Origin of the sequence: Candidatus Thiodictyon syntrophicum, from assembly GCF_002813775.1 — a bacterium.
In the GTDB taxonomy this organism is placed as follows: Bacteria; Pseudomonadota; Gammaproteobacteria; order Chromatiales; family Chromatiaceae; genus Thiodictyon; species Thiodictyon syntrophicum.
Genome location: NZ_CP020370.1, coordinates 2,987,040 through 3,009,549 on the forward strand (window position 1 = coordinate 2,987,040; position 22,510 = coordinate 3,009,549).

21 protein-coding genes are annotated in these 22,510 nt (G+C 66.8%); 14 read left to right on the forward strand and 7 right to left on the reverse strand.

Annotation, left to right across the window (positions count from 1 at the left end):
• Positions 1-288: 288 nt before the first annotated feature.
• Positions 289-1,539 carry a lipoprotein-releasing ABC transporter permease subunit gene (locus tag THSYN_RS12615; RefSeq protein ID WP_100922400.1) on the forward strand — a complete coding sequence of 417 codons (1,251 nt, stop codon included), beginning with the start codon at positions 289-291 and terminating at the stop codon, positions 1,537-1,539.
• Positions 1,532-2,284: an ABC transporter ATP-binding protein gene (locus THSYN_RS12620; RefSeq protein WP_172965271.1), complete on the forward strand. Its 753-nt coding sequence runs from the start codon at positions 1,532-1,534 to the stop codon at positions 2,282-2,284. The genes THSYN_RS12615 and THSYN_RS12620 overlap by 8 nt, the downstream gene beginning before the upstream one ends.
• Here THSYN_RS12620 and THSYN_RS12625 read toward each other — a convergent pair.
• The 4 genes from THSYN_RS12625 to THSYN_RS35285 all read right to left on the reverse strand — a co-directional run bounded on the left by THSYN_RS12625 (position 2,215) and on the right by THSYN_RS35285 (position 6,098).
• The gene (locus THSYN_RS12625) at positions 2,215-2,799 is read right to left on the reverse strand and encodes a DUF2062 domain-containing protein (protein WP_216644743.1); all 585 of its coding nucleotides are present in this window, start codon (positions 2,797-2,799) and stop codon (positions 2,215-2,217) included. The two genes, THSYN_RS12620 and THSYN_RS12625, sit on opposite strands and share 70 nt — an antisense overlap.
• A 226-nt stretch (positions 2,800-3,025) precedes the next feature.
• The gene (locus THSYN_RS12630; RefSeq protein WP_100919461.1) at positions 3,026-4,720 is read right to left on the reverse strand and encodes a hypothetical protein; all 1,695 of its coding nucleotides are present in this window, start codon (positions 4,718-4,720) and stop codon (positions 3,026-3,028) included.
• The gene (locus tag THSYN_RS35280) at positions 4,717-5,625 is read right to left on the reverse strand and encodes a hypothetical protein (protein WP_216644744.1); all 909 of its coding nucleotides are present in this window, start codon (positions 5,623-5,625) and stop codon (positions 4,717-4,719) included. Before THSYN_RS35280 ends, THSYN_RS12630 begins: the two co-directional genes overlap by 4 nt.
• Positions 5,625-6,098, reverse strand: a complete 474-nt coding sequence (locus tag THSYN_RS35285) for a hypothetical protein (RefSeq protein ID WP_216644745.1) — start codon at positions 6,096-6,098, stop codon at positions 5,625-5,627. Before THSYN_RS35285 ends, THSYN_RS35280 begins: the two co-directional genes overlap by 1 nt.
• A 293-nt stretch (positions 6,099-6,391) precedes the next feature.
• Between THSYN_RS35285 and THSYN_RS12640 the strand changes: the two genes are divergently transcribed.
• From THSYN_RS12640 to THSYN_RS12685, 10 genes are all read left to right on the forward strand, one after another.
• Complete coding sequence (locus tag THSYN_RS12640) at positions 6,392-8,830, forward strand: DNA internalization-related competence protein ComEC/Rec2 (protein WP_100919462.1); 2,439 nt, start codon at positions 6,392-6,394, stop codon at positions 8,828-8,830.
• A gap of 67 nt (positions 8,831-8,897) precedes the next feature.
• Positions 8,898-9,854 carry an ABC transporter substrate-binding protein gene (locus tag THSYN_RS35895; RefSeq protein WP_100919463.1) on the forward strand — a complete coding sequence of 319 codons (957 nt, stop codon included), beginning with the start codon at positions 8,898-8,900 and terminating at the stop codon, positions 9,852-9,854.
• Positions 9,737-10,837: a sensor histidine kinase gene (locus THSYN_RS12650; protein ID WP_236848943.1), complete on the forward strand. Its 1,101-nt coding sequence runs from the start codon at positions 9,737-9,739 to the stop codon at positions 10,835-10,837. Before THSYN_RS35895 ends, THSYN_RS12650 begins: the two co-directional genes overlap by 118 nt.
• Positions 10,827-10,967: a hypothetical protein gene (locus THSYN_RS12655; RefSeq protein ID WP_216644823.1), complete on the forward strand. Its 141-nt coding sequence runs from the start codon at positions 10,827-10,829 to the stop codon at positions 10,965-10,967. The genes THSYN_RS12650 and THSYN_RS12655 overlap by 11 nt, the downstream gene beginning before the upstream one ends.
• Positions 10,964-12,874 (forward strand): HD domain-containing phosphohydrolase, encoded by a 1,911-nt coding sequence (locus THSYN_RS12660; protein ID WP_100919465.1) that lies wholly within the window; start codon positions 10,964-10,966, stop codon positions 12,872-12,874. The genes THSYN_RS12655 and THSYN_RS12660 overlap by 4 nt, the downstream gene beginning before the upstream one ends.
• A gap of 902 nt (positions 12,875-13,776) precedes the next feature.
• Entirely contained in the window at positions 13,777-14,250 is a 474-nt protein-coding gene (locus THSYN_RS12665) for a hypothetical protein (protein WP_100919466.1), read from the forward strand.
• 76 nt (positions 14,251-14,326) lie between these two features.
• Positions 14,327-14,578, forward strand: a complete 252-nt coding sequence (locus THSYN_RS12670) for an RES family NAD+ phosphorylase (RefSeq protein WP_100919467.1) — start codon at positions 14,327-14,329, stop codon at positions 14,576-14,578.
• Positions 14,579-14,668: 90 nt separating this feature from the next.
• Positions 14,669-15,115, forward strand: coding sequence for a type II RES/Xre toxin-antitoxin system antitoxin (gene parS / locus THSYN_RS12675; RefSeq protein WP_100919468.1), 447 nt, complete (start codon positions 14,669-14,671; stop codon positions 15,113-15,115).
• Positions 15,112-15,582, forward strand: a complete 471-nt coding sequence (locus THSYN_RS12680; protein WP_100919469.1) for an RES family NAD+ phosphorylase — start codon at positions 15,112-15,114, stop codon at positions 15,580-15,582. The genes parS and THSYN_RS12680 overlap by 4 nt, the downstream gene beginning before the upstream one ends.
• A gap of 156 nt (positions 15,583-15,738) precedes the next feature.
• The gene (locus THSYN_RS12685) at positions 15,739-17,082 is read left to right on the forward strand and encodes a Fic family protein (RefSeq protein ID WP_100919470.1); all 1,344 of its coding nucleotides are present in this window, start codon (positions 15,739-15,741) and stop codon (positions 17,080-17,082) included.
• Between the two features lie 96 nt (positions 17,083-17,178).
• On the opposite strand, the gene THSYN_RS12690 is transcribed toward THSYN_RS12685, so the two are convergent.
• Together THSYN_RS12690 and THSYN_RS12695 are read right to left on the reverse strand one after the other, a co-directional pair.
• Entirely contained in the window at positions 17,179-18,039 is an 861-nt protein-coding gene (locus tag THSYN_RS12690) for a transglutaminase family protein (RefSeq protein WP_100919471.1), read from the reverse strand.
• A gap of 211 nt (positions 18,040-18,250) precedes the next feature.
• Positions 18,251-19,135 (reverse strand): phosphoribosylaminoimidazolesuccinocarboxamide synthase, encoded by an 885-nt coding sequence (locus tag THSYN_RS12695; RefSeq protein WP_100919472.1) that lies wholly within the window; start codon positions 19,133-19,135, stop codon positions 18,251-18,253.
• A gap of 412 nt (positions 19,136-19,547) precedes the next feature.
• Between THSYN_RS12695 and THSYN_RS12700 the strand changes: the two genes are divergently transcribed.
• Together THSYN_RS12700 and mltB are read left to right on the forward strand one after the other, a co-directional pair.
• The gene (locus THSYN_RS12700) at positions 19,548-19,934 is read left to right on the forward strand and encodes a Rid family detoxifying hydrolase (protein WP_100919473.1); all 387 of its coding nucleotides are present in this window, start codon (positions 19,548-19,550) and stop codon (positions 19,932-19,934) included.
• Between the two features lie 293 nt (positions 19,935-20,227).
• Positions 20,228-21,370: a lytic murein transglycosylase B gene (mltB, locus tag THSYN_RS12705; RefSeq protein ID WP_216644746.1), complete on the forward strand. Its 1,143-nt coding sequence runs from the start codon at positions 20,228-20,230 to the stop codon at positions 21,368-21,370.
• A 182-nt stretch (positions 21,371-21,552) separates the two neighbouring features.
• On the opposite strand, the gene THSYN_RS12710 is transcribed toward mltB, so the two are convergent.
• Positions 21,553-22,473: a hypothetical protein gene (locus tag THSYN_RS12710; RefSeq protein WP_100919474.1), complete on the reverse strand. Its 921-nt coding sequence runs from the start codon at positions 22,471-22,473 to the stop codon at positions 21,553-21,555.
• Between the last annotated feature and the right edge of the window lie 37 nt (positions 22,474-22,510).

The window sequence follows — 22,510 nt, forward strand, 5'->3', positions numbered from 1 at the left end:
CCGCACGTCGTGCGCGCGGGCAGGTCGTTGGTCCGCACAGCGGACCCTACGGGCTTGATCGGGGCCGTCGTGCGGGCCTTGATAATTGCTCCGGCCACACGCCCTTGCGGCAACCCGTCGCGGCCTGGGGGCCGCTCCTACGGCGTAGGAGCGGCCCCCAGGCCGCGACGGATGCCACCCTCGATGTGGCCGGAATCATGATCTCCCCGGGGCCGGCAGGCGCGCCCCGCCGCCGCACGGCGGCAATTTCCGCACGGTGCGACGCCCGTTGTGGTTAAAATGCGGACCATGTTTCATCCCATACCGCTCTACATCGGCCTGCGCTACACCCGCGCCAAGCGCCGCAACCACTTCATCTCCTTCATCTCGCTGATCTCCATGCTGGGGATCATGCTGGGCATCATGGCGCTCATCGTGGTGCTGTCGGTGATGAACGGGTTCCACCAGGAGATCCGCGAGCGGATCCTGTCCATGGCCTCGCACGCGACCCTGAGCGACCCCAACGGGGGCGGGATGGCGGACTGGCGCGAGGTGCTCGAGAAGGTCCGCGCCCATCCGGACGTGGTGGGCGCTGCGCCCTTCGTGGAGGTCCAGGCCATGTTGGTCGGTCCCTCCAACGTCAGCGGCGCCCTGGTGCGGGGCATCGTGCCGGTGGAGGAGGATCAGGTGGCGGAGTTGCGCCGGGATATGGTGCACGGCTCGGTGGATGATCTGAAGGCCGGGGATTTCAACATCGTCCTGGGGCGGGACCTGGCGCAGTTCCTGGGCGTGGTGCCGGGGGACAAGGTGACCGTGGTCACGCCCCAGGTGAGTGCCACCCCGGTGGGGGTCATGCCCCGGCTCAAACGCTTTACCGTGAGCGGTGTCTTCTCCGTCGGGATGGCGGACTATGACCGCAGCGCCGCCTTCATCCAACTGGACGACGCCGCCAAGCTGATGGCCTTCGGGGACGCGGTGTCCGGGGTGCGCCTGAAGCTGACCGACATGTGGGAGGCGCCCCGGCAGGCGCGGGAGATCGCCTACGACCTGGGCGGCCTCTACCGGCTGGTCGACTGGACCCAGGTCCACGCCAACTTCTTCCGCGCCCTGGCGATCGAGAAGCGGATGATGAGCGTCATCCTGTCGCTGATCGTGGCGGTGGCGGCCTTCAACATCGTCTCGGCCCTGGTGATGGCGGTCACGGACAAGCGTGCCGACATTGCCGTGCTGCGCACCCTGGGGGCCTCGCCGCTCAGCGTCATGGGCATCTTCATCGTCCAGGGCACCGCCATCGGGCTCATCGGAACCCTGCTCGGGGTGGTCACGGGGGTGCTCCTGGCCCTCAACCTGGAGCCCATCATCGTCGGCATCGAGACCCTGTTCGGTGTCCGCTTCCTGGACCCGAGCATCTATTACATCAGTGAACTGCCATCCGATGTCCACTGGCAGGACGTGGTGGTGATCGCCGTTTCGGCCTTCGTGATGTCAATCGTCGCCACCCTCTATCCGGCCTGGCGCGCCGCCAACACCCAGCCCGCGGAGGCGCTGCGCTATGAATAGCACCGCCGCGCCGGGGGACGATGACAGCGCGCCCCTGACGGCCGCGCCGGTGCTGGCCGCCGCTGGTCTGGGCAAGGTCTTCAGCCAGGGTCCCCAGGCGGTGGAGGTGCTGCGCGGGGTGGACCTGGCGGTGGCGGCCGGGGCGCGGATCGCCATCATCGGCGCCTCGGGCTCGGGTAAGAGTACGCTGCTGCACTGCATCGGGGGGCTGGAGCGGCCGACCACCGGCCTGGTCGCGTGGCTGGGCGAGGATGTCGGCAAGCTCTCGGAGGTGCGCCGCGGCCGGCTGCGCAACCGCCATCTGGGCTTTGTCTACCAGTTCCACCACCTGCTCGCCGAGTTCACGGCGATCGAGAACGTGGCGATGCCGCTGCTGATCGGCGGTGACTCGGCGGTGCAGGCGCGGATCAAGGCGGAGGCGATCCTGGTGCGGGTCGGTCTCGGGCACCGCGGCACCCACAAGCCGTCGGAACTCTCGGGCGGCGAGCGCCAGCGCGCGGCCATCGCCCGCGCCCTGGTGACCCGTCCCGCCTGCCTCCTGGCGGACGAGCCCACGGGCAATCTGGATCGGCACACGGCCGGCCAGGTCTACGAACTGATGCTGGAGTTGAATGCGGACTTCGGTACCGCGCTCGTCATCGTGACCCATGACCCGACGCTGGCGGCGCGCATGGATCAGGTCTGGCGGTTGGACGACGGGGTGCTGACGACCGGTGCCGACACCAGGGCCGCCGCGATTACCTGAGCGCGCATCTGCTGATAACGCTGCCGCCGCCGCGCGATCTCGCGGCGCAGGGTCCAGCGCCAGAGGGCCTGGACGCCGAAATAGCCCAGTGCGGCGCACAGCAGCGCACACACCAGGCTGCCGATCAGGAACGGCGTCAGGACCCCGAGCCAGTTGTGCGGGTCGATCCAGAAGTCCAGGTCGAAGCCCTTGGGGCGCACCCCCATCACCAAGGACCCTACCGCATAGGCCGAATAGGAGATGGGCGCGAGCGTCAGCGGGTTGTTGAGCCACACCGCCGCGAGGGTGACCGGCAGGTTGACGCGCAGCGCGATGGCCAGGGCCGCCGCCACCAGCATGTGGGCGAACGGCGGCATATAGGCGACGAAAAACCCGACGGCGACGGCGCCGGAGGCGGAGCGGCGGTTCAGGTGCCAGAGGTTCGCGTCATGGATGCGTTTGCCGAAGACGGACAGGTGGCGGCTCTCCAGGATGGTCCTGGGATCGGGCATGATCCGCTTGAGCAGTTTTTTCACGTCGCTATCCGGGGGCTTTCTAGGGTTGAGCGGGAGGGCAGCCGACGGGAGGCGGCGCGGTAACGGGGGGCGTCCCTGATTCCCGGGGCGGGGTCCGAACGCGCGGCCTCAAGCGTCTGGCCTGCACGGTCGGTGGCGGCGGCTCCTATCGCTTGTTAGGGATGGGCCCCCTCTGGAACGGAGGATGATACGCGGTTCCGACCGCCGCCCCGGCGATTTTCACGTCTCAGGTCCCGGCCGCAATCGCCTCGCGGAGCGAACGCACCCGGGCGACACCTTGGTCGTCGGCGAGCTTGACGTAGGCCGACTCCGCCTGATCGAGCACCTCCAGTGCCTCGCCCTTCTCCCCGCGCATGGCGAGCACCTGAGCGAGCAGTTGTCCAACGGCGCCGATGCCGTCGGGCCGGCCTAGTTTACGCATGATCTCGAATGACTCGGCCAAGTCGTCATGGATTTGCTGAAATCCGCCGGTCTGAAGATCGCCGCGCTGGAGTCGAATCTGGGCCATCGAGTACTTGATATGGGCGATGATATGGATGTCCCCCATCTGCTGTGCGATCGGCAGCCGCTGATCATGTAAGGCCAGCGCCGCGTCCAACTCCCCGCGCGCCTCCAAGATGTCGGCGATTCGGCCCTGCGTCACCGTCTTCTCGCGCACGGCGCCCAGCCGCTCGAAGACCGGGAGTTCCTCCTCGGTGCGGATGCGCAGCGCCGCGTCCAATTCCCCGCGTGCCTGCAGGATGTTGGCGATTCGGCCCTGCGTCACCGCCTTCGCGTGCGCGTCGCCCAAGCGCTCGAAGACCGGCAGTTGTTCCTTCGTCCAGATACGCAGCGCCGCGTCCAAGTCCCCGCGTGCCTTCAGGATGTCGGCGATCTTGCCCTGCGTCACCGCCTTCTCGCGTAAGTCGCCCAGGCGCTCGTAGACCGGCAGTTGTTCGTCGGTACGGATGCGCAGCGCCGCGTCCAGTTCCCCGCGCGCCTGCAGGATGTCGGCGATTTTTCCCTGCGTCACAGCCTTCGCCCGCATGTCGCCCAGCCGCTCGAAGACGGGCAGTTCTTCCTCGGTGTGAATGCGCAGCGCCGCATCCAACTCCCCGCGCGCTTCCAGGATGTCGGCAATCTTGCTCTGCGTCACCGCCTTCGCGCGCACGTCGCCCAGGCGCTCTGCCAGCGGCAGCGCCCCCTCTCGCAATACCCGCTGCGCCAGGTCCCACTGGCCGAGGGACTCGTAAACATCGCCCTGCTCAATGAGCAGAAGCAAACGCAAATCATCCGGGATCGCGGCGGCCTCCTCCCCATCCAGTTGCTGATGCAAGACGGCGAGTCGCCGGCTGCGTTGGGCCAGGGTCAGGGGGCCTATGTCTAATGAGACTTTAGGCCGATTCGCAAGGCCCATGCGCTGCTCCGGCACCGCCGCCACAAAATCGAAGACCCCGGCGCGCCAGGACCAGGCGTCCGGCGCCTCCCGCGCCACCCGCTCCAGGGCCGCGGGGGGCAGCCACCACAGCAGGGCGGCATCGAGCCGCTTCGCCAAGGCATCGCGTCGCACGTTCAGTGACTGTAGCCGCGGTCCTTGCAGCCAGTGGCCGGTGTTCACCAGGTGGATCACCGCTTGTCCTTGCCCCAGGGCCGCAAGCCAGGTCTCCAGTGCCTCGAAGTCCGGAAAGCGCTCGTCGTCGGCGAGATCGGCCGTGTGGACCGGCCGGCCGGCGCTCGCGAGCAGGTCTTGCAGCTTGCCGATCAAGAGGCCCCGATAGGACTCGTCGGCGATGCGCGCGAAGAGCAGTTGGAAGCGCGGGGCAAAGCGCAGCAACTTGACCAGGCGCTGGAAGTCCTCCTGGTGTTGCGGCAGCAGGTCCTGGGCGGCGAGGTGTCGCCGGTAGTCGAATTGGAATGGGTCGGCCGCGGGGGAGGCGATCATGAGCGGCCTTTGCCGGTTCCGCGACGCCCGGTCGGCCCCGTGTGCCTGGCCGGCGTTGGTGCCAGTGCGCGCAACGCCTCCTGATAGCCTTCCAGCCGCCGCACCACCGGGTGGCTGGCGCGCCACGAGCCGTCGTTGTAGTGCAGCAGGGCCAGGCGCCAGAGCAGATTGCGGGTGCGTTCGTCGTTACCGACGTGGGCCCCCTTCCTGGCATCCACTTCCGCAAGCAGCTTGTAGTCCGCGGGCTGGAGCCAGTAACGGAAATCGGCGGCCAGCTTGTCGATGGCCCGCTCGACCGTCGGGGCCTCGATCCGCTCGGATTCAGTCAGCTCGCACGCCATGCGCAGGAGTCGCAGCAGTTCCCGTGGGTGACCGCCGCTGTATTCGATCAGCCGGTCGATCAGGGCGGGGTCGGCAAAGGTCGCGGTCTCGATGCGCCTGGCGAGCAGGTCCCGCATCGTCTGCCAGCCGGCCTCATGGCGCCCACCGTCGCGCTGCTGGAGCTTGATGATGGGCAGCACCTCGTCCGTATCCAGCTTGCTGACGCTGGTACCGCCGTATTTCAGCGTGATGGGGGCGGTATAGAGCACCAGGGCCTGGATCGCCAGCAATTGTTCCGATTCGTGGATGAAGAGCCGCTCGGCATCGTCCAGCGGGATCTTGTCGGTGCCGTCCGCGATGAGCAACAGCCGCTCGGCCAGGCCGCGCTCCGCCAGGGTCTCCTCGGCGGCCTCGAACAAGGCGTTGAAGGCATCGGCGAACTGGGTAAAGGTCTTCTTCACCACCTCGCGCAGGGAGTCCTTGTAGACCGATGAGGTCTTGAACGCGGCGGTGAGCCGGGCGGTCAACTTGGCCAGGAAGGGGATGCCGAACTCCGCGCCAGCCTCGTTGGTGATCGAGGCCATCAGCTCGTTGATCTTGTCGTCCGTGCGGACCTGCTCGGCGAACCACTGTTCGAGCGCCTTGAGCTTGCCGCGGGGATGTCGAGTCCTTGTGTTTCCAACTCCCGGACCACCGCCATGGCCATGGCCATGAGTACGTCCGCGTATTGGAGGTTGTTGATGTCGATCTCGCTGCGCACATTGAGCAGGATCGGCAGCAGGCGCTTGCCCTGCCTCAGGGTGTCGTCGAGGCGCAGCAGTTCGGTGGATTTGCCGCTGCCGATGGGTCCGAACAGCAGTACGTGCCGCTTCCGGGTCGGGAAGAAGAGGTCCAACTCCAGATCGAGTCCGAACTTGCGTGCCAGATTGCGCTGGGTGCCGACCCCGCCGCGCGCCGCATCGGTATCGACAAAGCGCGGGTCTTTGGGGCCGAACGCCTCGTCCAGGTTGAGCTTTTGCAGCACTTCCAGCGGGTGGCCGGGTGGACTGTAGGACATTGCGGGTCTCCTGGGGCGAACGGGCGTTGTCGAATCGGGCCTGGCAAGCAAGACCAGCCGATGAAAGGCGGGCGTGGGAGCGACTTCAGCCGCGACGAGGCCACGGCGGCTGGTGCGGTCGCGTCGCGGCGCAAGCCGCTCCCACCCTTGCCCGGTCTGACTTTCAAGGCAAAGAATAACCCGAAGCGGTGCCGAGCGCGTCGGTCCGCGTCGGGTTCCTGGACGGCGGATGCGACTTTCTGCGGAATCGGGCATGATCCGCTCCAGCCATTTCCACAGGTGCTCATCCGGGTATGGAGCAGGCGAAGACGCTGTCTGAAGGGCCATCCTCGCGCGTCCCGGCGGGGTCCGGGTCCGGGCTCGCGCCCCTGGGTCTGGCCTTCGCGCTCGGGGTCGCCTGCTTCTATCTGTTGCCGCAGTTGCCGCCAACCTGGACGACGGGAGTCTATGCGGTCCTGGCGGCCATCCTGACGATGTTCCGGCGGCCCGGGCTCTGCCGCCCGGTTGCGGCCTTGCTGGTCGGCGTCCTCTATGCCCAGGTCCACACCGCGGTCCAACTCGCCAACCCCTTCCCGGAGCGACTGGCACGGGCGCCGCTGACACTCGTGGGGCGCATCGCCTCGCTGCCCGCTGACCTGGGTCAGGCGCGCCGCTTCCTGTTCGAGGTCGAGCAAGCGGACACGGCGGACGGCGCGCCCCTGCCGTTTACCGGCCTGGTGCGCCTGAGTTGGTACGAGGAGGCCCAGCGGCTGCGCGCCGGTGAGCGCTGGCGCCTGCCGGTGCGGCTCAAACCGCGCCACGGGCTCAGCAATCCGGGCGGTTTCGACTATGAGCGTTGGCTCTTCGAGCAGGGCATCAAGGCCACCGGCACGGTCCGCCGTGGGGCGGGCGCCCAGCGGCTCGATCCCGGCCCAGGCCCCTATCGGCTGATGCGCCTGCGCCAGAATTTCAACGAGCACCTGGCCGCGGTGCTGGGCCCGGTGCGCTCCCTGCCGCTGGTGCAGGCCCTGGTGACCGGGGATCAGTCCGGGTTCGAGCGGACCGACTGGGAGGCCATGACCCGGACCGGCACCAGCCACCTGGTGGCGATCTCCGGGCTGAACCTGGGTCTGATCGCCGCCGTCGCCTTCTTTCTGATCCGCGCCCTCTGGTCGCGCTGTCCGTCCTGCGCCCTGACCCTGGCGGCCCCGCGGGCGGCGGCGCTCGGGGCCTTCGGCGCGGCCTTCGCCTATGCCGCCCTGGCCGGGTTCTCGGTGTCGACCCAGCGCGCCCTGATCATGGCCGCGGTGCTGTTTGCGGTGCTGGTGTGGGAGCGCACCCCGCGCCATTGGCACGCCCTGATCCTGGCCCTGACCGGGGTCCTGCTGTGGGACCCCCGCGCCGCCCTGTCCTTCGGGTTCTGGCTGTCCTTCGCCGCGGTCGCCGTACTGCTGTTCAACCTCGGGCAGCGGCTGCCGCGGCGCGACCTCTGGAGCCGCTTGGGGCGGGCCCAATGGGCGGTGGCGGTGGGGCTGCTGCCGCTGCTGCTGCTCCTGTTCGGGCGGGTGTCGGCCATCTCGCCGCTGGTGAATCTGGTGGCCGAGCCGCTCTTTACCCTGATCCTGTTCCCCTTGGTCCTGGGCAGCGCGCTGCTCAGCCTGGTGCCGGGTCTGACCCTGCCCCTGGTGCTCACCGCGCAGCTCCTCAACTGGTGCCTCGCCGCCCTGGCCTGGATCGCTGCCTTCCCCTGGGCGGTCGTCGCCCTGCCGCTGGGTCCCCCCTGGGTCTGGCCCTTCGCCTTCCTGGGGGTGGGGCTGCTCCTGGCCCCGCGGGGGCTGCCGGGGCGCTGGCTGGGTCTGCCGCTGCTCCTGCCGCTGGTGCTGGTGCGCCCGCCGGCACCGGCACCGGGCGAGCTCTGGTTCACGCTGCTGGACGTGGGGCAGGGGTTGTCGGCCGTGCTGCGAACGCGGGACGGCACCCTGGTCTTCGACACCGGCCCCGCGTTCGACAGCGGCTTCACGGCCGGGGCCGCTGTCGTCGCGCCCTTCCTGACGGCGGCCGGGGTGACGCGGGTGGACGTGCTGATGGTCAGCCATGCCGATCGCGACCACGCCGGCGGTGCGGCGGCCCTGCTGGAGCGCCTGCCGGTGGGACTGGTCCGCAGCGGCGAGCCCGCGGCCCTGGGGGTTGCGGGTGTTGAGGCCTGCCGGGCCGGGGACGGCTGGACCTGGTCCGGGGTACGCTTCGCCATCCTGTATCCCGCGGTGCCGCCGGACGGGTCCGCCGCGCCGCGGGGCAACGACGCCTCCTGTGTGCTGCGGGTCGAAACCGGCGGGCGCTCGGTCCTCCTCACCGGCGACCTGGGGCAGCGCCCGGAGTCGGACCTGGTGCAGCGCCTGGGGCCAGGGTTGGCGAGCGATGTGCTGGTGGCCGGTCACCACGGCAGCCCGACCTCCACCGGCGCCGCCTTTCTGGACGCGGTGGCGCCGCGCTGGGTGCTCTATGCCTCGGGCTATGCGAACCACTTCGGCTTTCCATCCCGGGAGGTGCGCGAGCGGGTGGCGGCGCGCGGCATCCCGGCGCTCGACACCGGGGTCAGCGGCGCCATCGAGGTGCGGCTCGGTGCGGACGGGTCCCTGACGGGCCCCCGCGCCTGGCGGGAGCGCGCGCGCCGGGTCTGGACCCAGGTCGGCGCCGCGGGTGCCGACCAAGCCGCTCCTGAGCGCGACGCGGGACTTCCGATCTCCCGCTGACCCTGATGCACTTATACTGTCGAGATGCGAAGTACCGAGGCTTGGGTTCGGCGGACGGGCAACGACGATGAGCACCTATTTTCCAAACGATGCGTCCTGGCCGCGGTTGCGCCGGACGCTCGCCCTGGCCCTGGCCCTGGCCCTCAGTGTGGCGCCGACGCAGTCGTCGGCCGCCGCACCCCTGGTCATCTGTTACGGCAGTCCGGCCTCGGCCCTGGTACCGCTGGCAGGGCTCCGGAACTTCTATGCGGCCGAGGGTCTCGAGGTGCAGACCCGACTGTACCCAAGCGGTTTTCAGGCGCTCCAGGCGATGATGGCCGGCGACTGCACCCTGGCGACCGCCGCGGTCCCGCCGGTGGTGTATCAGGCCCTGCGCCGCGGCGATTTCCGTATCCTGGCCCAAATCTCCTCTGGGGGCGATGCCGACCGCATCGTCGCGCGGCGCGACCACTGTATCGGGGCGCCCGCGGACCTGCGCGGACACCGTATCGCCGTGCCGCAGGCCACGTCCGCCCATTATTTTCTGGACATGTTTCTGGCCGCTCAAGGCCTGACACCGGCGGACCTGACCCAGGTCTACCTGCCGGCCCAGGAGGTCGGTCCCGCCCTGCTCGCCGGCACGGTCGATGCGGCGGCCCTGTGGGAGCCGAACATCCGCAATCTGGCGACGACGCTGGGGGACCAGGCGCAGGTCTTCACCTTCTCCGGTCTGGTGGTCAGCCCCTTCCTCCTGCTGGCACCCCAGGCCTTCGCCCGGCAGGAGCCGGGTGCCATCCAGGGGGTCCTGAGGGCACTGGTGCGCGCCGAGCGCTCGCTGGTGGAGGCCCCCGTGGCGGCCGTGCGGCTCCTGGCACCCCCCTACGGCGTGTCGTTCGAGGAGTTCGACTTCATGCGCTCCGACTCTTGCTGGAGGGGACCGCCGTCAGCCGCGAGCAGGTGGCGGGGGCCTTGCTGGTCAAGGTCCAGGACCTGCGCTTCAAGGCGCGGCGCCTGGCGAGCCGCGAGCACCAGGAGGTGGTCCTGATCCAGCGCCGTGCCGATCACCTGGTCCTCGTCGCCCTGGCGGCCCTGACGCTCCTGAGTGTGACCCTGCTGACCTGGCTCAGTCGGCGCCTGCTGCGCGGACTGGACCGGCTGGGCGCCGGGATGCACCGGGTCGCGGGCGGCGATCTCGCCCACGAGGTGACGGGCGAGCGTGACGACGAACTCGGTCGCCTGGCCGCGGCCTTCAACGGCATGACCGGTCGGCTGCGCGCGTCTCAGGCCTTGGTGGAGGAGCGCACGGCGGCGCTGAAGCGCCGCGGCGCGGAGTTGGTGGCGGCCAACGCGGACCTGGAGGCCTTCAGCTATTCAGTGTCTCATGACCTGCGCGCGCCCTTGCGCGCCATCGACGGTTTCGCGGCGATCCTGCGCGAGGACTATGCCCCCCGGCTGGACACGGAGGGGGTGCGGCTGCTCGGGGTGGTCAGCGACAACGCCCGCCGGATGGGGCAACTGATCGACGACATCCTGGCCTTCTCGCGCGCCGGGCGCCAGACCCTGCGGCTGGTCAGGCTGGACATGAAGGCCCTGGTACTGGAGGTCTGGCAGGGTCTGGAGCCTCAGCGGGCGGGGCGGGCGGTCGAACTGCGCCTGGCCGAGTTGCCGCCCGCCTGGGGCGACCCGGGCGCGGTCCGTCAGGTGTGGCAGAACCTGCTGGGCAATGCCCTGAAGTTCAGCCGGTCGCGCGACCCGGCCCTGATCGAGATCACTGGCCGGCAGGAGGCCGACGCGACACACTATTGTGCCAGCGACAACGGTGTGGGTTTCGACCCGGCCTATTCCGGCAAACTGTTCGGTCTGTTCCAGCGTCTGCACGGCATGGACGAGTTCGAGGGCACCGGGGTGGGGCTGGCCATCGTCAAACGCTACATCGAAAAACACGGCGGCCTGGTGGCGGGCGAGGGCCATCCGGGCACCGGCGCATGCTTCCGCTTCAGCCTGCCGGGAGGTCCAGATGATCACTGACGTCGCGGTGGATATCCTTTTCGTGTCGAAGCCGGTGGCCTTCGAGGAGTTTGCGCGGACCGTGGCCGATTTGGGGTTGTACTGGATGCTGATCAATCGGGTGCCCCCGGGGGTCGGGCCGGCGTCGTGAGCGAACCCCTGCGCCTGCTGTTGGTGGAAGACTCGCCCACCGATGCGGAACTCAACGAGCGGGAACTGCGCAAGGCGGGAATCGCATTCGTCGCGTTGCGGGTGGATCAGGAGCGGACCCTGGTCGCGGCCCTGGACGGATTCCAACCGGACCTGATCCTGGCGGACTATCACCTGCCCGGATTCGACGGGCTGCGCGCGCTGGCGATCTGTCGCGAGCACGCGCCGACCATCCCCTTCATCTTCGTCACCGGCGCCATGGGCGAGGAACTGGCGGTCGCGAGCATCAAGGCCGGTGCCACCGACTACATCCTCAAGGACCGCCTGGCACGCCTGCCCGCGGCGGTCAGTCGCGCCCTGGAGGAACGGGGGGCGAGAACCCGGCACACCCAGGCGCAGACGGCACTGCGCGACAGTGAGGAGCGCTACCATCAGTTGTTCGAGACCATGGGCAGCGGGGTGGCCATCTATCGACCAGACCCGACCGGTGAGTCCTTCACCATCGCCTCGGTCAACCGGGCGGTGGAGCGCATCGAGGGTCTCGCGCGCGCGGACCTGTTGGGGCGCGATCTGGAGACGGTCTTTCCCGGGGTCGCGGCCATCGGCCTGCTGGAGGCCTTGCGGCGGGTGGCGCGCACCGGTGCGGCCGAGCAACTGACCCCCGCACTCTATCGGGATGGCCGGATCAGCGGCTGGCGCGAGAACCGGGTCTACCGTCTGGGTACCGGCGAGGTGGTGGCGCTCTACGAGGACGTCACCGAGCGGATCGAGCGGGAGGTGCGGATCCGTCGGCTGAACCGCACCCTGCGCACCCTGTCGGCCTGCAACCAGGACCTGGTGCGGGCGCGCTGCGAGGAGGACCTGCTCCAGAGCGTCTGCCGTGACCTGGTCGAGGTCGGGCTGTACCCGCTGGTCTGGGTGGCCTATCCGGACCCGGACGGCCCCGGCGGGCTGCGCACGGGCGCGGCCCACGGGGGCCAGACGGCGTTGCGCGAATTGGCTCAATGGGCGCGCGACCCGGAGCAGGTCCGCGCCAGCCTCACCGGTCGCGCGCTGCGCGATGGCCGGACCCTGGTCGGCACCGCGGGTCAGGTCGCCGGGGTCGACACCGACATCGCCCTGCCCCTTATCCACGACCGGGAGGTGCTCGGCGTGCTCACGGTCTGGGCGGCGGGCGCTGAGGCCTTCGATGGCGAGGAGGTGCAACTGCTGGAGGAACTGGCGGCGGATCTCGTCCACGGGATCGCCGCGGTGCGCACCACGCTGGAGCGCAATCGCTACCTGGGTCAGGTGGGTCAGGCGATGCGGGGCACGGTCGCCGCACTCACACGCACGGTGGAGATGCGTGATCCCTATACCGCCGGCCATCAGCAGCGGGTGGCCGCCCTGGCGGCGGCCGTGGGGCGTGCCATGGGGCTTGCCGAGCGGCAGGTCGAGGGGCTCTATTTCGGCGGCATGATCCATGACATCGGTAAGATCGCGGTGCCCGCCGAGATCCTCAGCAAGCCTAGCCGGCTGACCCCCATCGAGTATCAGTTGATCCAGCAACACGCGGCGACCGGCTCCCAGATCCTCGCCGACATCGAGTTCCCCTGGCCCCTGGCGCAGATGATCCTGCAGCACCACGAGCGCATCGACGGTTCGGGCTATCCGCACGGCCTGCACGGGGAGGCGATGCTCCTGGAGTCGCGCATCCTGGCGGTCGCCGACGTGGTCGAGGCCATGTCCTCACACCGTCCCTACCGTATCGCCCTGGGAATGCAGATGGCGCTGGCGGAGATCGAGCGGGGCAAGGGCACCCAGTATGACCCGCAAGTCGTTGCGGCCTGCGTGCAGGTCATTCGCGCGGGCGACATGCGGCTGCCGGAGGCCGCGGGCTTTGCGGGGGCAGAGGTGGTCGCCCTCTGACGGCCGCCGCAGGCTTTACCGTGACAGTCGCGCAGCGATGCTGTGGGAGCGGCTTCAGCCGCGACGAGGCCTCGCGGGTTACCCGAGCGTCGCGGGTCACCGACTCTGCGCCGCTGCGCCTCCGCGTGAAACCTCTTCTGCGCGAGACCTCTTAAGAATCTCACGCAGAGGCGCAGAGACGCAGAGAAGAAGCGCGCAAGTCGGGTTACCGTGAAAGCCCTCCCGCCGGGGGCTTTCATGTTCCGGGGTGTCGGACACTCCCTTCATGGCCGTTACCCCTGGTGATCCGCCGTCGCCGTCGGCGGCTCGGCCGTGCCGTGCCCGGGTCCCGGCCTTGCTCACCCTGGAGCCTTGTTCCTGCACCAGTCACCCGCTTCGGACGACCCCTGAAAATGATACCGCTCACCCGGCCGGCGCGGCAGCTTGGGCGCGAATCGTCAGCGCAAAAAAAACCCATCCGCGACGCCGCGCTTCCGAACATAGTCCGCGGGCGCGCCGGTCTCTACCCCTGGGCGTAGGGTGCGCCGCGCGCACCGGTGCGACCGCGATGCCGTGTCGTCCCGGCGGAAGGTGTGCGCGCCGCACCCGATGCCGAGCGCCGGCCAGTGGCGGTCCGTCCGCAACCGGAGGTCGAGGCTTTAGCCGGTGGCGGTTCCCGAGCTATCCAAGAGCAATCCATGGCGCCGGCCCTCCGGACCGGCCAACGGCCATGGCAGCAAGACCAGCTACCCCGGACGATGAAAGGCGTGCGTGGGAGCGGCGTCAGCCGCGACGAGGCCACGGCAGCTTGCGCGGTCGCAGAGACCGGGGATAGACCGCCGATTCCGGATTCCCGCCGCACTGCCGACGCTCGTTATTGTCCCCTATACTCAGGTCAACCGGACAAACGATACTTGCCAGCCATGCTGACCGACCGACTTCCCCGCGATACTGCGACCCGCCTCGAGCATTGCGTCCACGAGGAGACCCGGCTGCGTCTGCGCGGGCAACTGGCCTTGCGCAAGCTGCTGGAGGGCGCGGGCGGGGTCTACACCGCCGCCGAGGTCGCGACACTGCTCGGCATCACCGCGGACGCGGTGCGTAAACGTACCGCTCGGGGCAAGCTGTTGGTCCTGCCGCAGGGCGGGCACGGGGTTTATCCGGCCTTCCAGTTCGATACCGAAGCCAATCGGGTCGTTGCCGGACTCGAGGCCGTCCTCGCCCAACTCGACACCGATAGCGCCGCGGCCAAGGTGCGTTTTTTCCTTACCCCGGATCGCGACCTGGGCACGGAAGCGGGGACGACCCCGATCGCGGCGCTGCGGGCCGCGGACGGGGCCGCGTGCGCCCTGGTGGCGCGCAAGGCGTGCCAATTCGGTGTCCAGGCGGCGCGATGATCCGGTCCATGGGGATACCGCAGGGAGGGTAGCACCGGACCACCGGTGGGAACCGGCACTACGACCAAGCCATCCGATGAACGTCGCCCCGCCGCCCGCCGCTGGTCAAACCAAGCTCAAGACGCTGCGCCTGCCTGCCGGAACCGTTCGCTACCGTATCAGCCATCGCCGCTATGGCACGGCTCTGCACTTCTCCACCGGTGCCGATGCCCGCTGGAACGACCCACTCGTGCGGTACGGCGTACTCTACGTCGCCGATACTCCCGAGACCGCCTTCGCCGAGACCTTCGGCCACGACCTCGACGCGCAAGGCTGGGGCTTGGTCTGATCCGGTCCTCAAGTGTACGCCGGTTTGCGTGCGAGCCATCTGGCGCATATAATTTTGCCATGTGGCGTCATTCACTTAAGAGGTGTGTCTATGGCACAGGCCGCGCTGCGCAAAGAAACCCCCGACGGGGCCGACCCGCTCGCCGACTACCTCGGTGTGCTGCAGATGCCGACTGAACGCTTGGTCGAGCGGGTCCGTGCCGGGTTTCCCTTCCCCGAGTTGGAGGCGTTACGGGTGCGACTGGGGATGACGCTGCAAGAGGCCGCCGACCTGGCCGGGATACCAGGGCGGACCCTGGCGCGCCGCCGACAGGCCGGGCGGTTGGACCCAGGCGAGTCGGAGCGGGTCTTAAGGATCGAGCGGTTGTTCGCTCTCGCGACCCAAATGCTGCGCGATGGCGATCGGGCGCGTGACTGGTTGAAGTCGCCCAAGGCCGCGCTGGCGGGACAGACGCCCTTAGACTATGCAGACACGGAAGTGGGTGCGCGCGAGGTCGAGCACCTGATCGGTCGGCTGCGCCACGGGGTCTTCGCTTGACGAGTTTCCGTCTGGTCGATGAGGACTATCTGGAGTCGGCCTTCAGCGGAGACGGGGCGCGTCTCTATGGTGGACGGTGGAACACACCGGGCGTGGCGGTGATCTACACGGCGCAGTCGCTCTCTCTGGCGCAGTTGGAACTGCTGGTCCATCTGGAGGCGGACGATGTGCTGCGTCGGCATTGGCGGTATTTTGCCGTGGAGGTGGATTCGCGGGCCATCCTCGTGTGTGAGTCCTGGGCGGATCTGCCCCCGGATTATGCCGCTTGGCCGGCACCGGCCTCCACGCGGGCGCTCGGGGAGCGCTGGATCGCGGAGTCCGTCTCGGTGGGCCTGTCCGTTCCGAGCGCGGTGACGCCGGGTGAACACAACATCTTGTTGAACCCGGCCCATCCCGGGTACGCCGCCGCCGTGGTCGTTGGTGCCCCGCGGCCGTTGCGGTTGGACCGGCGGCTGGTCAAGGGCTGAGGCAACATCGTCGCCGATGCCGCTCGGCGGAAGCCGCGATCCTGGGTAGCCGAAATCTTCCCCCGATGCGGTACATTCCCCTGAAAGACTGGGAAAGATAGTTCGTTCGCCGAAGTCTCGTTAACTGGACAAGTCCACTAATCTAAGGTATTAGTAATGATTAACTTAGAAAAATGCCCCTATATACTTGATAAAAAAATGGAAGATCGTCTGTTAGAGGACATTAAGAAACTTGAGGAGCGCGTGAATCTGCTTCGGCTTCAAGGTATTCTCACTCAAGAAACATTGCAAAGATATTATGGACAGAAGCGATTCGAACACGTTGCTGAGTCAAACGCCATCGAAGGAAGTACGTTGTCAGCCGGTGAAACGGAGTTGGCGGTCTTAAAAGGGATAACTATTACTGGACATGACCCTGCTTACATTAGAGATGCTATTGCGCTTGATCGAGCTTTGCAGCGCTTAACTGAACTGGCAAAAGATCATAATCCAACTGATTTAAGACAAGTGAGGGAGATACATGAGTTAATCATGGGCGACCGCCCTTCCGCCGGTATTTTCAGAAACGAAAGAGTACGAATTACAGGCTCGAAACATACCCCCCCAAAGACATGGGAGCAAGTGATGGAAGGCATGGAGAATTGGGAACGATGGTCCAGTGAAAATAGAGATTTACCAGCGGTAATAAGAGCAACGGTCCTGCATGCTTGGTTTGTTCATGTTCATCCCTTTATTGATGGTAACGGAAGAACAGCTCGCGCGATAACCAATCTTGAGCTTGTAAGAGCTGGCTATCCTTCAATCATAATTAAGAAAAAAGAAAGAGTTCGTTATATTGATGCCTTGGGAATTTCTGACGAAGGCGGGGATTTAAGTGAATTTTTTGAGTTAATTATTGCGAGGGCAAATGATGCGTTGCGCGGCCTTGAACAGGCGGCAAAGCAAGAGCAGGGATATGATCCGGCCATTGAGAGAATACGTATTGCACAAGAGCGACGGCTTAATATTTGGAATACTAGCGTCTCGTTGTTAGCTCAAATCATAGAGCACGAACTTAATGCTATGATTGAGCCAATTAAGGGCCAGTGTAACATCAAGACATTTGATAACTCACTAGAACTGGATGACTATATTGAGTTATGTGCGAGGCATTCTGTGTCGAAAACCTGGTCTTTTATAGTTAATTTAGATATCCCAGGGATGCCAAGCATTTCTCGCTTAGCCTGGTTTGGATATAGATCATCTCAAATGTACAAGCAGATGGAGAGCATAGAAAACGGTGGGCCTTCAATTTTCTGGTCGGAAAAAAATCCAGACGGCTATCCAGCATGGATACAAAAGGAAAACTCCGCTCCTGCGTACATCGAGCTTACTACAGTGCAAGGCTCTGGCGATGAGTGGTATGTTATGGATCAGAACCACTCTATAACAAAGAAGAGCACAACAAGAGTTGCATCCGATATTGCTAAGGCATTCATTCAGCAGCTAACAAACACATAAATTTGGCCATCGACGATGGGTTGGCCTCGTCACAGGCCGACACTGGATAGTGCTAACTTGCCCAGCGCGGACACCTGAAAATGACGCCGACGCAGCTTACCCTTCCGTCACGGCTTCGTAGGCGCGAATCGTCAGCGCAAATCCCATCCGCGAGGACGCGCCCCCGAAATAGCTCCCTTCGACCGGCAGGGTTCCGGCCGGGTCGAGCGCGGCGGCGAGTGCGACATGCCCGTTCGATACCGCCATCCCACGGGTCGGATCATAGCCGTACCAGCCCGCCCCCGGCAGATAGACCTCCGGCCAGGCGTGCAGATAGCGCCGGTCGGTCTCCATGGCCGAGCGGTCCTGGTAGCCGCTCACAAAGCGGGCGGCGAGCCCCGCGGTGCGGCACAGGGCGACGAACAGCACGGTCTGGTCGCGGCAGGCACCGCGGCCCCGGGCCAGGGTCTCGGCCGGGGTCTGGGGGGCGCCGGTGGGGCGGATCTCGCGGGTGATGCGCTCGTAGATCCAGCGGTTCAGGCGCTCCAGGAAGACCAGCAGATCTGCGCCTGCCTGACCCTGGAGGCGCCCGGCCAGGTTCGCGACGGCGGGCTCGGCGGGCGGTCCGGCCAGATAGGGGGTGAGTGCCGCGGACTCCGCCGCCGGATAGTCGGGGGGCAGTCGCGCCTGCCCGGGCTCCAGGAACGGGACATAGTCCGCGGGCGCGCCGGTCTCCACCGCGAGACGGATGGCCAGACGCAGGTGCCTGGTTTCGTCCGCGAAGCGCAGCCGCACGATCCGATTGCCCATCAGGTCCAGACACTCCAGGCGGAGCGCCGACGCCGGGTCGACAGCGAGGGCGAAGTCCAGTTCCCGCAGGGTCCCGCCGGGGCGGGGCCGCAGTCGCACCGTCTGGGGGCCGAGCCGTACCGGTTCGCTGTAGTCGTAGGTCGTCTCGTGCTCGATTTCGATACGCAATTAAAAACTCCAGGGCTCCTGGGGTGCCAAGGATCGGCGGGCGATCGGACGAGTACCACCAGACGCAATTGCTCGGACCATGGGCGTAGGGTGCGCCGTGCGCACCTTGCGAGGCTGCGGTTGATCGCCGCCGCCAGGGTTTCGGTCGGCGTCATGGTGCGCACGGCGCACCCTACGGTCGCGGTGCGGTCATCAGCCTGCGCCGCGTGCGTCAGGCGCCGGTCAGCCGCTCCTCCGCCTCGCGGTACTTGGCGGCGGTGCGCGCGATGATGTCCGGGGGCAGTTCGGGGCCGGGGGCGGTCTTGTCCCAGTCGAGCGTCTCCAGATAGTCGCGCACGAACTGTTTGTCGAAGCTCGGCGGGCTCTGGCCCGGTTGGTATTGGTCCGCCGGCCAGAAGCGCGAGGAGTCAGGGGTCAGTACCTCGTCGATCAGGTGCAGGCGCCCGTCCTGGTCCAGGCCGAACTCGAACTTGGTGTCGGCGATGATGATGCCGCGGCGCAGGGCGAAGGCGGCGCTTTCCTCGTAGATGCGCAGGCTCGCATCCCGCACCTGGGCCGCCAGTTCGGCGCCTAAGAGGCCGCTGATGTGGGCAAAATCGACGTTTTCGTCGTGGGTGCCGGCGGCCGCCTTGGTGGAGGGGGTGAAGATGGGGCGGGGGAGGGGGTCCGCCTGGCGCAGCCCGGCCGGCAGTGCGATGCCGCAGACGGCGCCGCTGCCCTGATAGTCCTTCCAGCCGGAACCGATCAGGTAGCCGCGCACGATGGCCTCCACCGGCAGCGGCGCGAGCCGGCGCACGACCAGGCCGCGTGCGCCGAGTTGGGCCAGTTCGTCGGGGTCGGTGACGACTTGGGAGACCGGGATGCCGCTCAACTGATTGGGGATCAGGGCCGCGGTGCGGGCGAACCAGAAGTTGGAGACGCGGGTCAGGACCTCACCCTTGCCGGGGATGGGCTGGGGCAGCACCACGTCGAAGGCGGACAGGCGGTCGCTCGTCACCACCAGCAGGTGGTCGGGGCCGACCGCATAGAGGTCCCGGACCTTGCCGCGCCCGAGCAGGGGCAGGCCCCGGAGGTTGGATTCAAAGAGTGCGGACATGGCTTGCTCCCCGGTCGTGTGGGCTGACAGTATATCGGCTTGCGCAGCGGCCCGGGGCCTGCGCGAGGGTGCGCTCGGAACTGATGTGGTGACCGAGATCCCGGGTACCTGTCGTTGTCGTTGTCGTAATCGTGGTCGGATTATTCGACAACGACAACGACAACGACAACGACAACGGCGCCCGGTCCGTGAGAACGTCTGGTAGCTGTAACTTGTAGGGTACCCGGTGCGTACCATACGATAGCTGCGTTAATACATCGGTTCTGATCGCATTCCCGCGCGATGGCCTTGGTTGTGGCCCGGCGAGCGAACCCGGACGTCGTCGGTCCGCGCAGCGGACCCTACGGGGACCGACTGAGCGGCGCGCGACAATCTCAAGCCCAACACCCATAACCCAACGCGGAGTCACCAAATGCCCAGACAGATCATCAACACCGAGGCGGCGCCGGCGGCGATCGGGACCTACTCCCAGGCCGTCCGCGTGGGGGATACCGTCTATCTTTCGGGTCAGATCCCGCTGGTGCCGCAGACCATGGCCCTGGTGGAGGGGGACATGCAGGCGCAGATCCGGCAGGTGTTGCGCAATCTCGCGGCGGTGGCGGGGGCGGCGGGCGGGAGCCTGGGCGAGGTGGTCAAGCTCAACGTCTTCCTGACGGATCTCACCCACTTTCCCCTTGTCAATCAGGTCATGGCGGAGTTCTTCAGCGAGCCCTACCCGGCGCGGGCGGCGGTGGGCGTGGCGGCCCTGCCCAGGGGTGCGGCGGTGGAGATGGATGCGATCCTGGTGCTGGGTGGCTGAGGCGTCGCCCGGAGCGCTGGCGGGTGTGCCATTCTGACCGTGACCCCCTGATCCTGGAAAGAGCAGTTTGGCCGCAAATGAACGCAAAAGGACGCAAATAAACAAGAACCTGGGCGGTGTTGCCCGTTCACCGGCCGGGTGCAGTGGACGATCATCGCAACTTGTAGATTTATTTGCGCTTATTTGCGTTCATTTGCGGCTGATCATTCTTCGTTGGCTGATGGCGATCGGGGATGGTCAAGGCGGCGCTGAAGCCCTGCGAAAATGCGGCCTTGGCTTGCATTCCTCAGAAGATGGTTTACCATCGCGACCTGGCCTGTCTGACCCATTATGCGGGGTATTTCGTGCGCGTCATCCTGTCCCTGTTCTCGTTTCTGCTGTTCCTCACGCTCGCCGGTTGCGGCTCCAATCCTGCGCGGGAGGGTGCCGGCCGCGCGCCCGAGGGGTCGGCCTACGGGGGCGGCGGCGGTTCAGGCAACTTCGCCAACAACCCGGCCGCGCTGCGCTTCGCCCAGACCATGCAGCAGCGCCACGGCTACGATGCTACGGCGGTCATGAGTATCCTCGCGCGCGCGCAACGCCAGAATTGGATCATCGCGCAGATGAACAAGCCCCTGCGCAAGGGCAGCGGTCCGAGCGTCCCCACCGGGGCCTGGAACCGCTACCGGGCCAAGTTCATCACGAGCGACAACATCGACAAGGGCGTGGCCTTCTGGAACCAACACCGTGCGGAGTTGCAGCGCGCCTCCGCCACCTATGGGGTGCCGCCGGAGATCATCGTCGGCATCATCGGGGTCGAGACCCGCTGGGGCCGGATCATGGGCAAGACCCGCATCATCGATGCGCTCGCGACCCTGTCCTTCGCCTACCCGCGACGTTCCGCGTACTTTACCGGTGAGTTGGAGGCCTTCCTGCTCATGACCCGGGAGGAGGGCATCGACCCCTTCAAACCTACCGGCTCCTTCGCCGGGGCCATGGGCTATGGTCAGTTCATGCCCTCGAACATTCGCCGCTACGGGGTGGATTTCAACGGGGACAGGCATCGCAGCCTGTGGCATCCGGTGGATGCCATCGGCAGTGTCGCCAACTATTTCAAGGGTCACGGCTGGCGCACCGGGGAGCCGGTGGTGGTGCGGGCGACGGTGAGCGGCCCGGGCGCCGGGTCCCTCAAGGCCGGGTTCGATACCAACTATTCGCTCGCCACCCTGGCCGGCGCCGGGATCACCCCGGCCGGGTCCTTAGGCGGGGCGAAATCGGCGAGCCTGCTCAAGTTCGACGTCGGCAGCGGCTACGAGTATTGGCTGGGCCTGCACAATTTCTATGTGATCACCCGCTACAACCACCTCACCTACTATGCGATGGCCGTGTACCAACTCGGCAACGCCGTCAAGGCGCGCATCGGCGGCGGCGCGCCCCGGATGGCCGCAGTGCGGTAAGCTCGGAAAACGATTTGTCCGCAAATGAACGCAATTGAACGCAAATAAGAAGGGAACCTGGATGCTTGGCGGTCGTCGTTCCGGGTGCGACGGCCGGATCGCCAAGTCATTGTCCTGATTTGCGTTTATTTGCGGACGACTCTTCTTCATTCTTCGGCGGGGGACGCGACTGCCCGAGCCGTTCACCGGCCCTCGCCGTTGGATTTGCAGACGGCCTGGCGGAAGCGGTTGCAGCGGTCGAGGAACTCCCGGGTGCTCTTGGGCATGGGGACCCGGGCGCGCACGATGTGGGTGACGAGCTCGGTCCCCTCGCGCAGCAGCCGCGCCCCCTCCAACACCTCGCGGATGGCCGCCGCGTCCGGGATCGTCGGTAACTGGGGCGCAATGTTGCAGAGCTGTTCGCGGGCGACCACATAGTCGGGCCAGACTACGAAGATGCACGGATCGGTGCGCAGGATCTCGCACTTGCGTTTGGCCGCCCGCACCAGGTGGTCGATGCGCGGATCGATGTCGGAGAACCGGGTGCTGGTGGAGAAGGCGTCCTTGAGACCGGTTCCGAGGCGGTCGATGTCGCGCATGGCCATGGCCATCTTCAGATAACGGCCCTCGTAGAAGTCTTCGATGGGGATCGAGAAGGCCTTGAAGGGCTCCCCCCACAACTCGTCGATGCCCTCGTCGCCGCCGCGGTGGCGCACCATCTTGCCCAGATCCAGGGCCTCCATCAGGCATTGACCGCACTCGCGCATCAGGGTGTTGTCGGGCGCGATCTCGACCCCCGCGGACTGTAAGTCCACGAGCGAGGTGAAGATATCCGCGGCGCGGTTGAACAGCGCACCGGCCAGCATGGCCCCGTTGACCCGCTTGCGCTCGATATGGGTCTCGGACTGGTAGGCCTCGCGCGCCTCGTCCAGGCGGGCCCCGGGGATGTTGATCCCGTGCTCGACATGGTTGAAGAGGCGCCGCGTCAGGGCCTGAATCAGGCGCTTGCGGGTCTCCTCCGAGTTGGGCGGGGGGTCATAGTGCTTGATCCAGTACCCGTCGTAGTAGACGCGCAACTCGCCGTCGATCTCGCGGCGGGTGCCGTTGGCGGTGGACTCGGACATGGGGCGTTTGGGCTTGTTGGTTGAGTGGCGCAAGTGT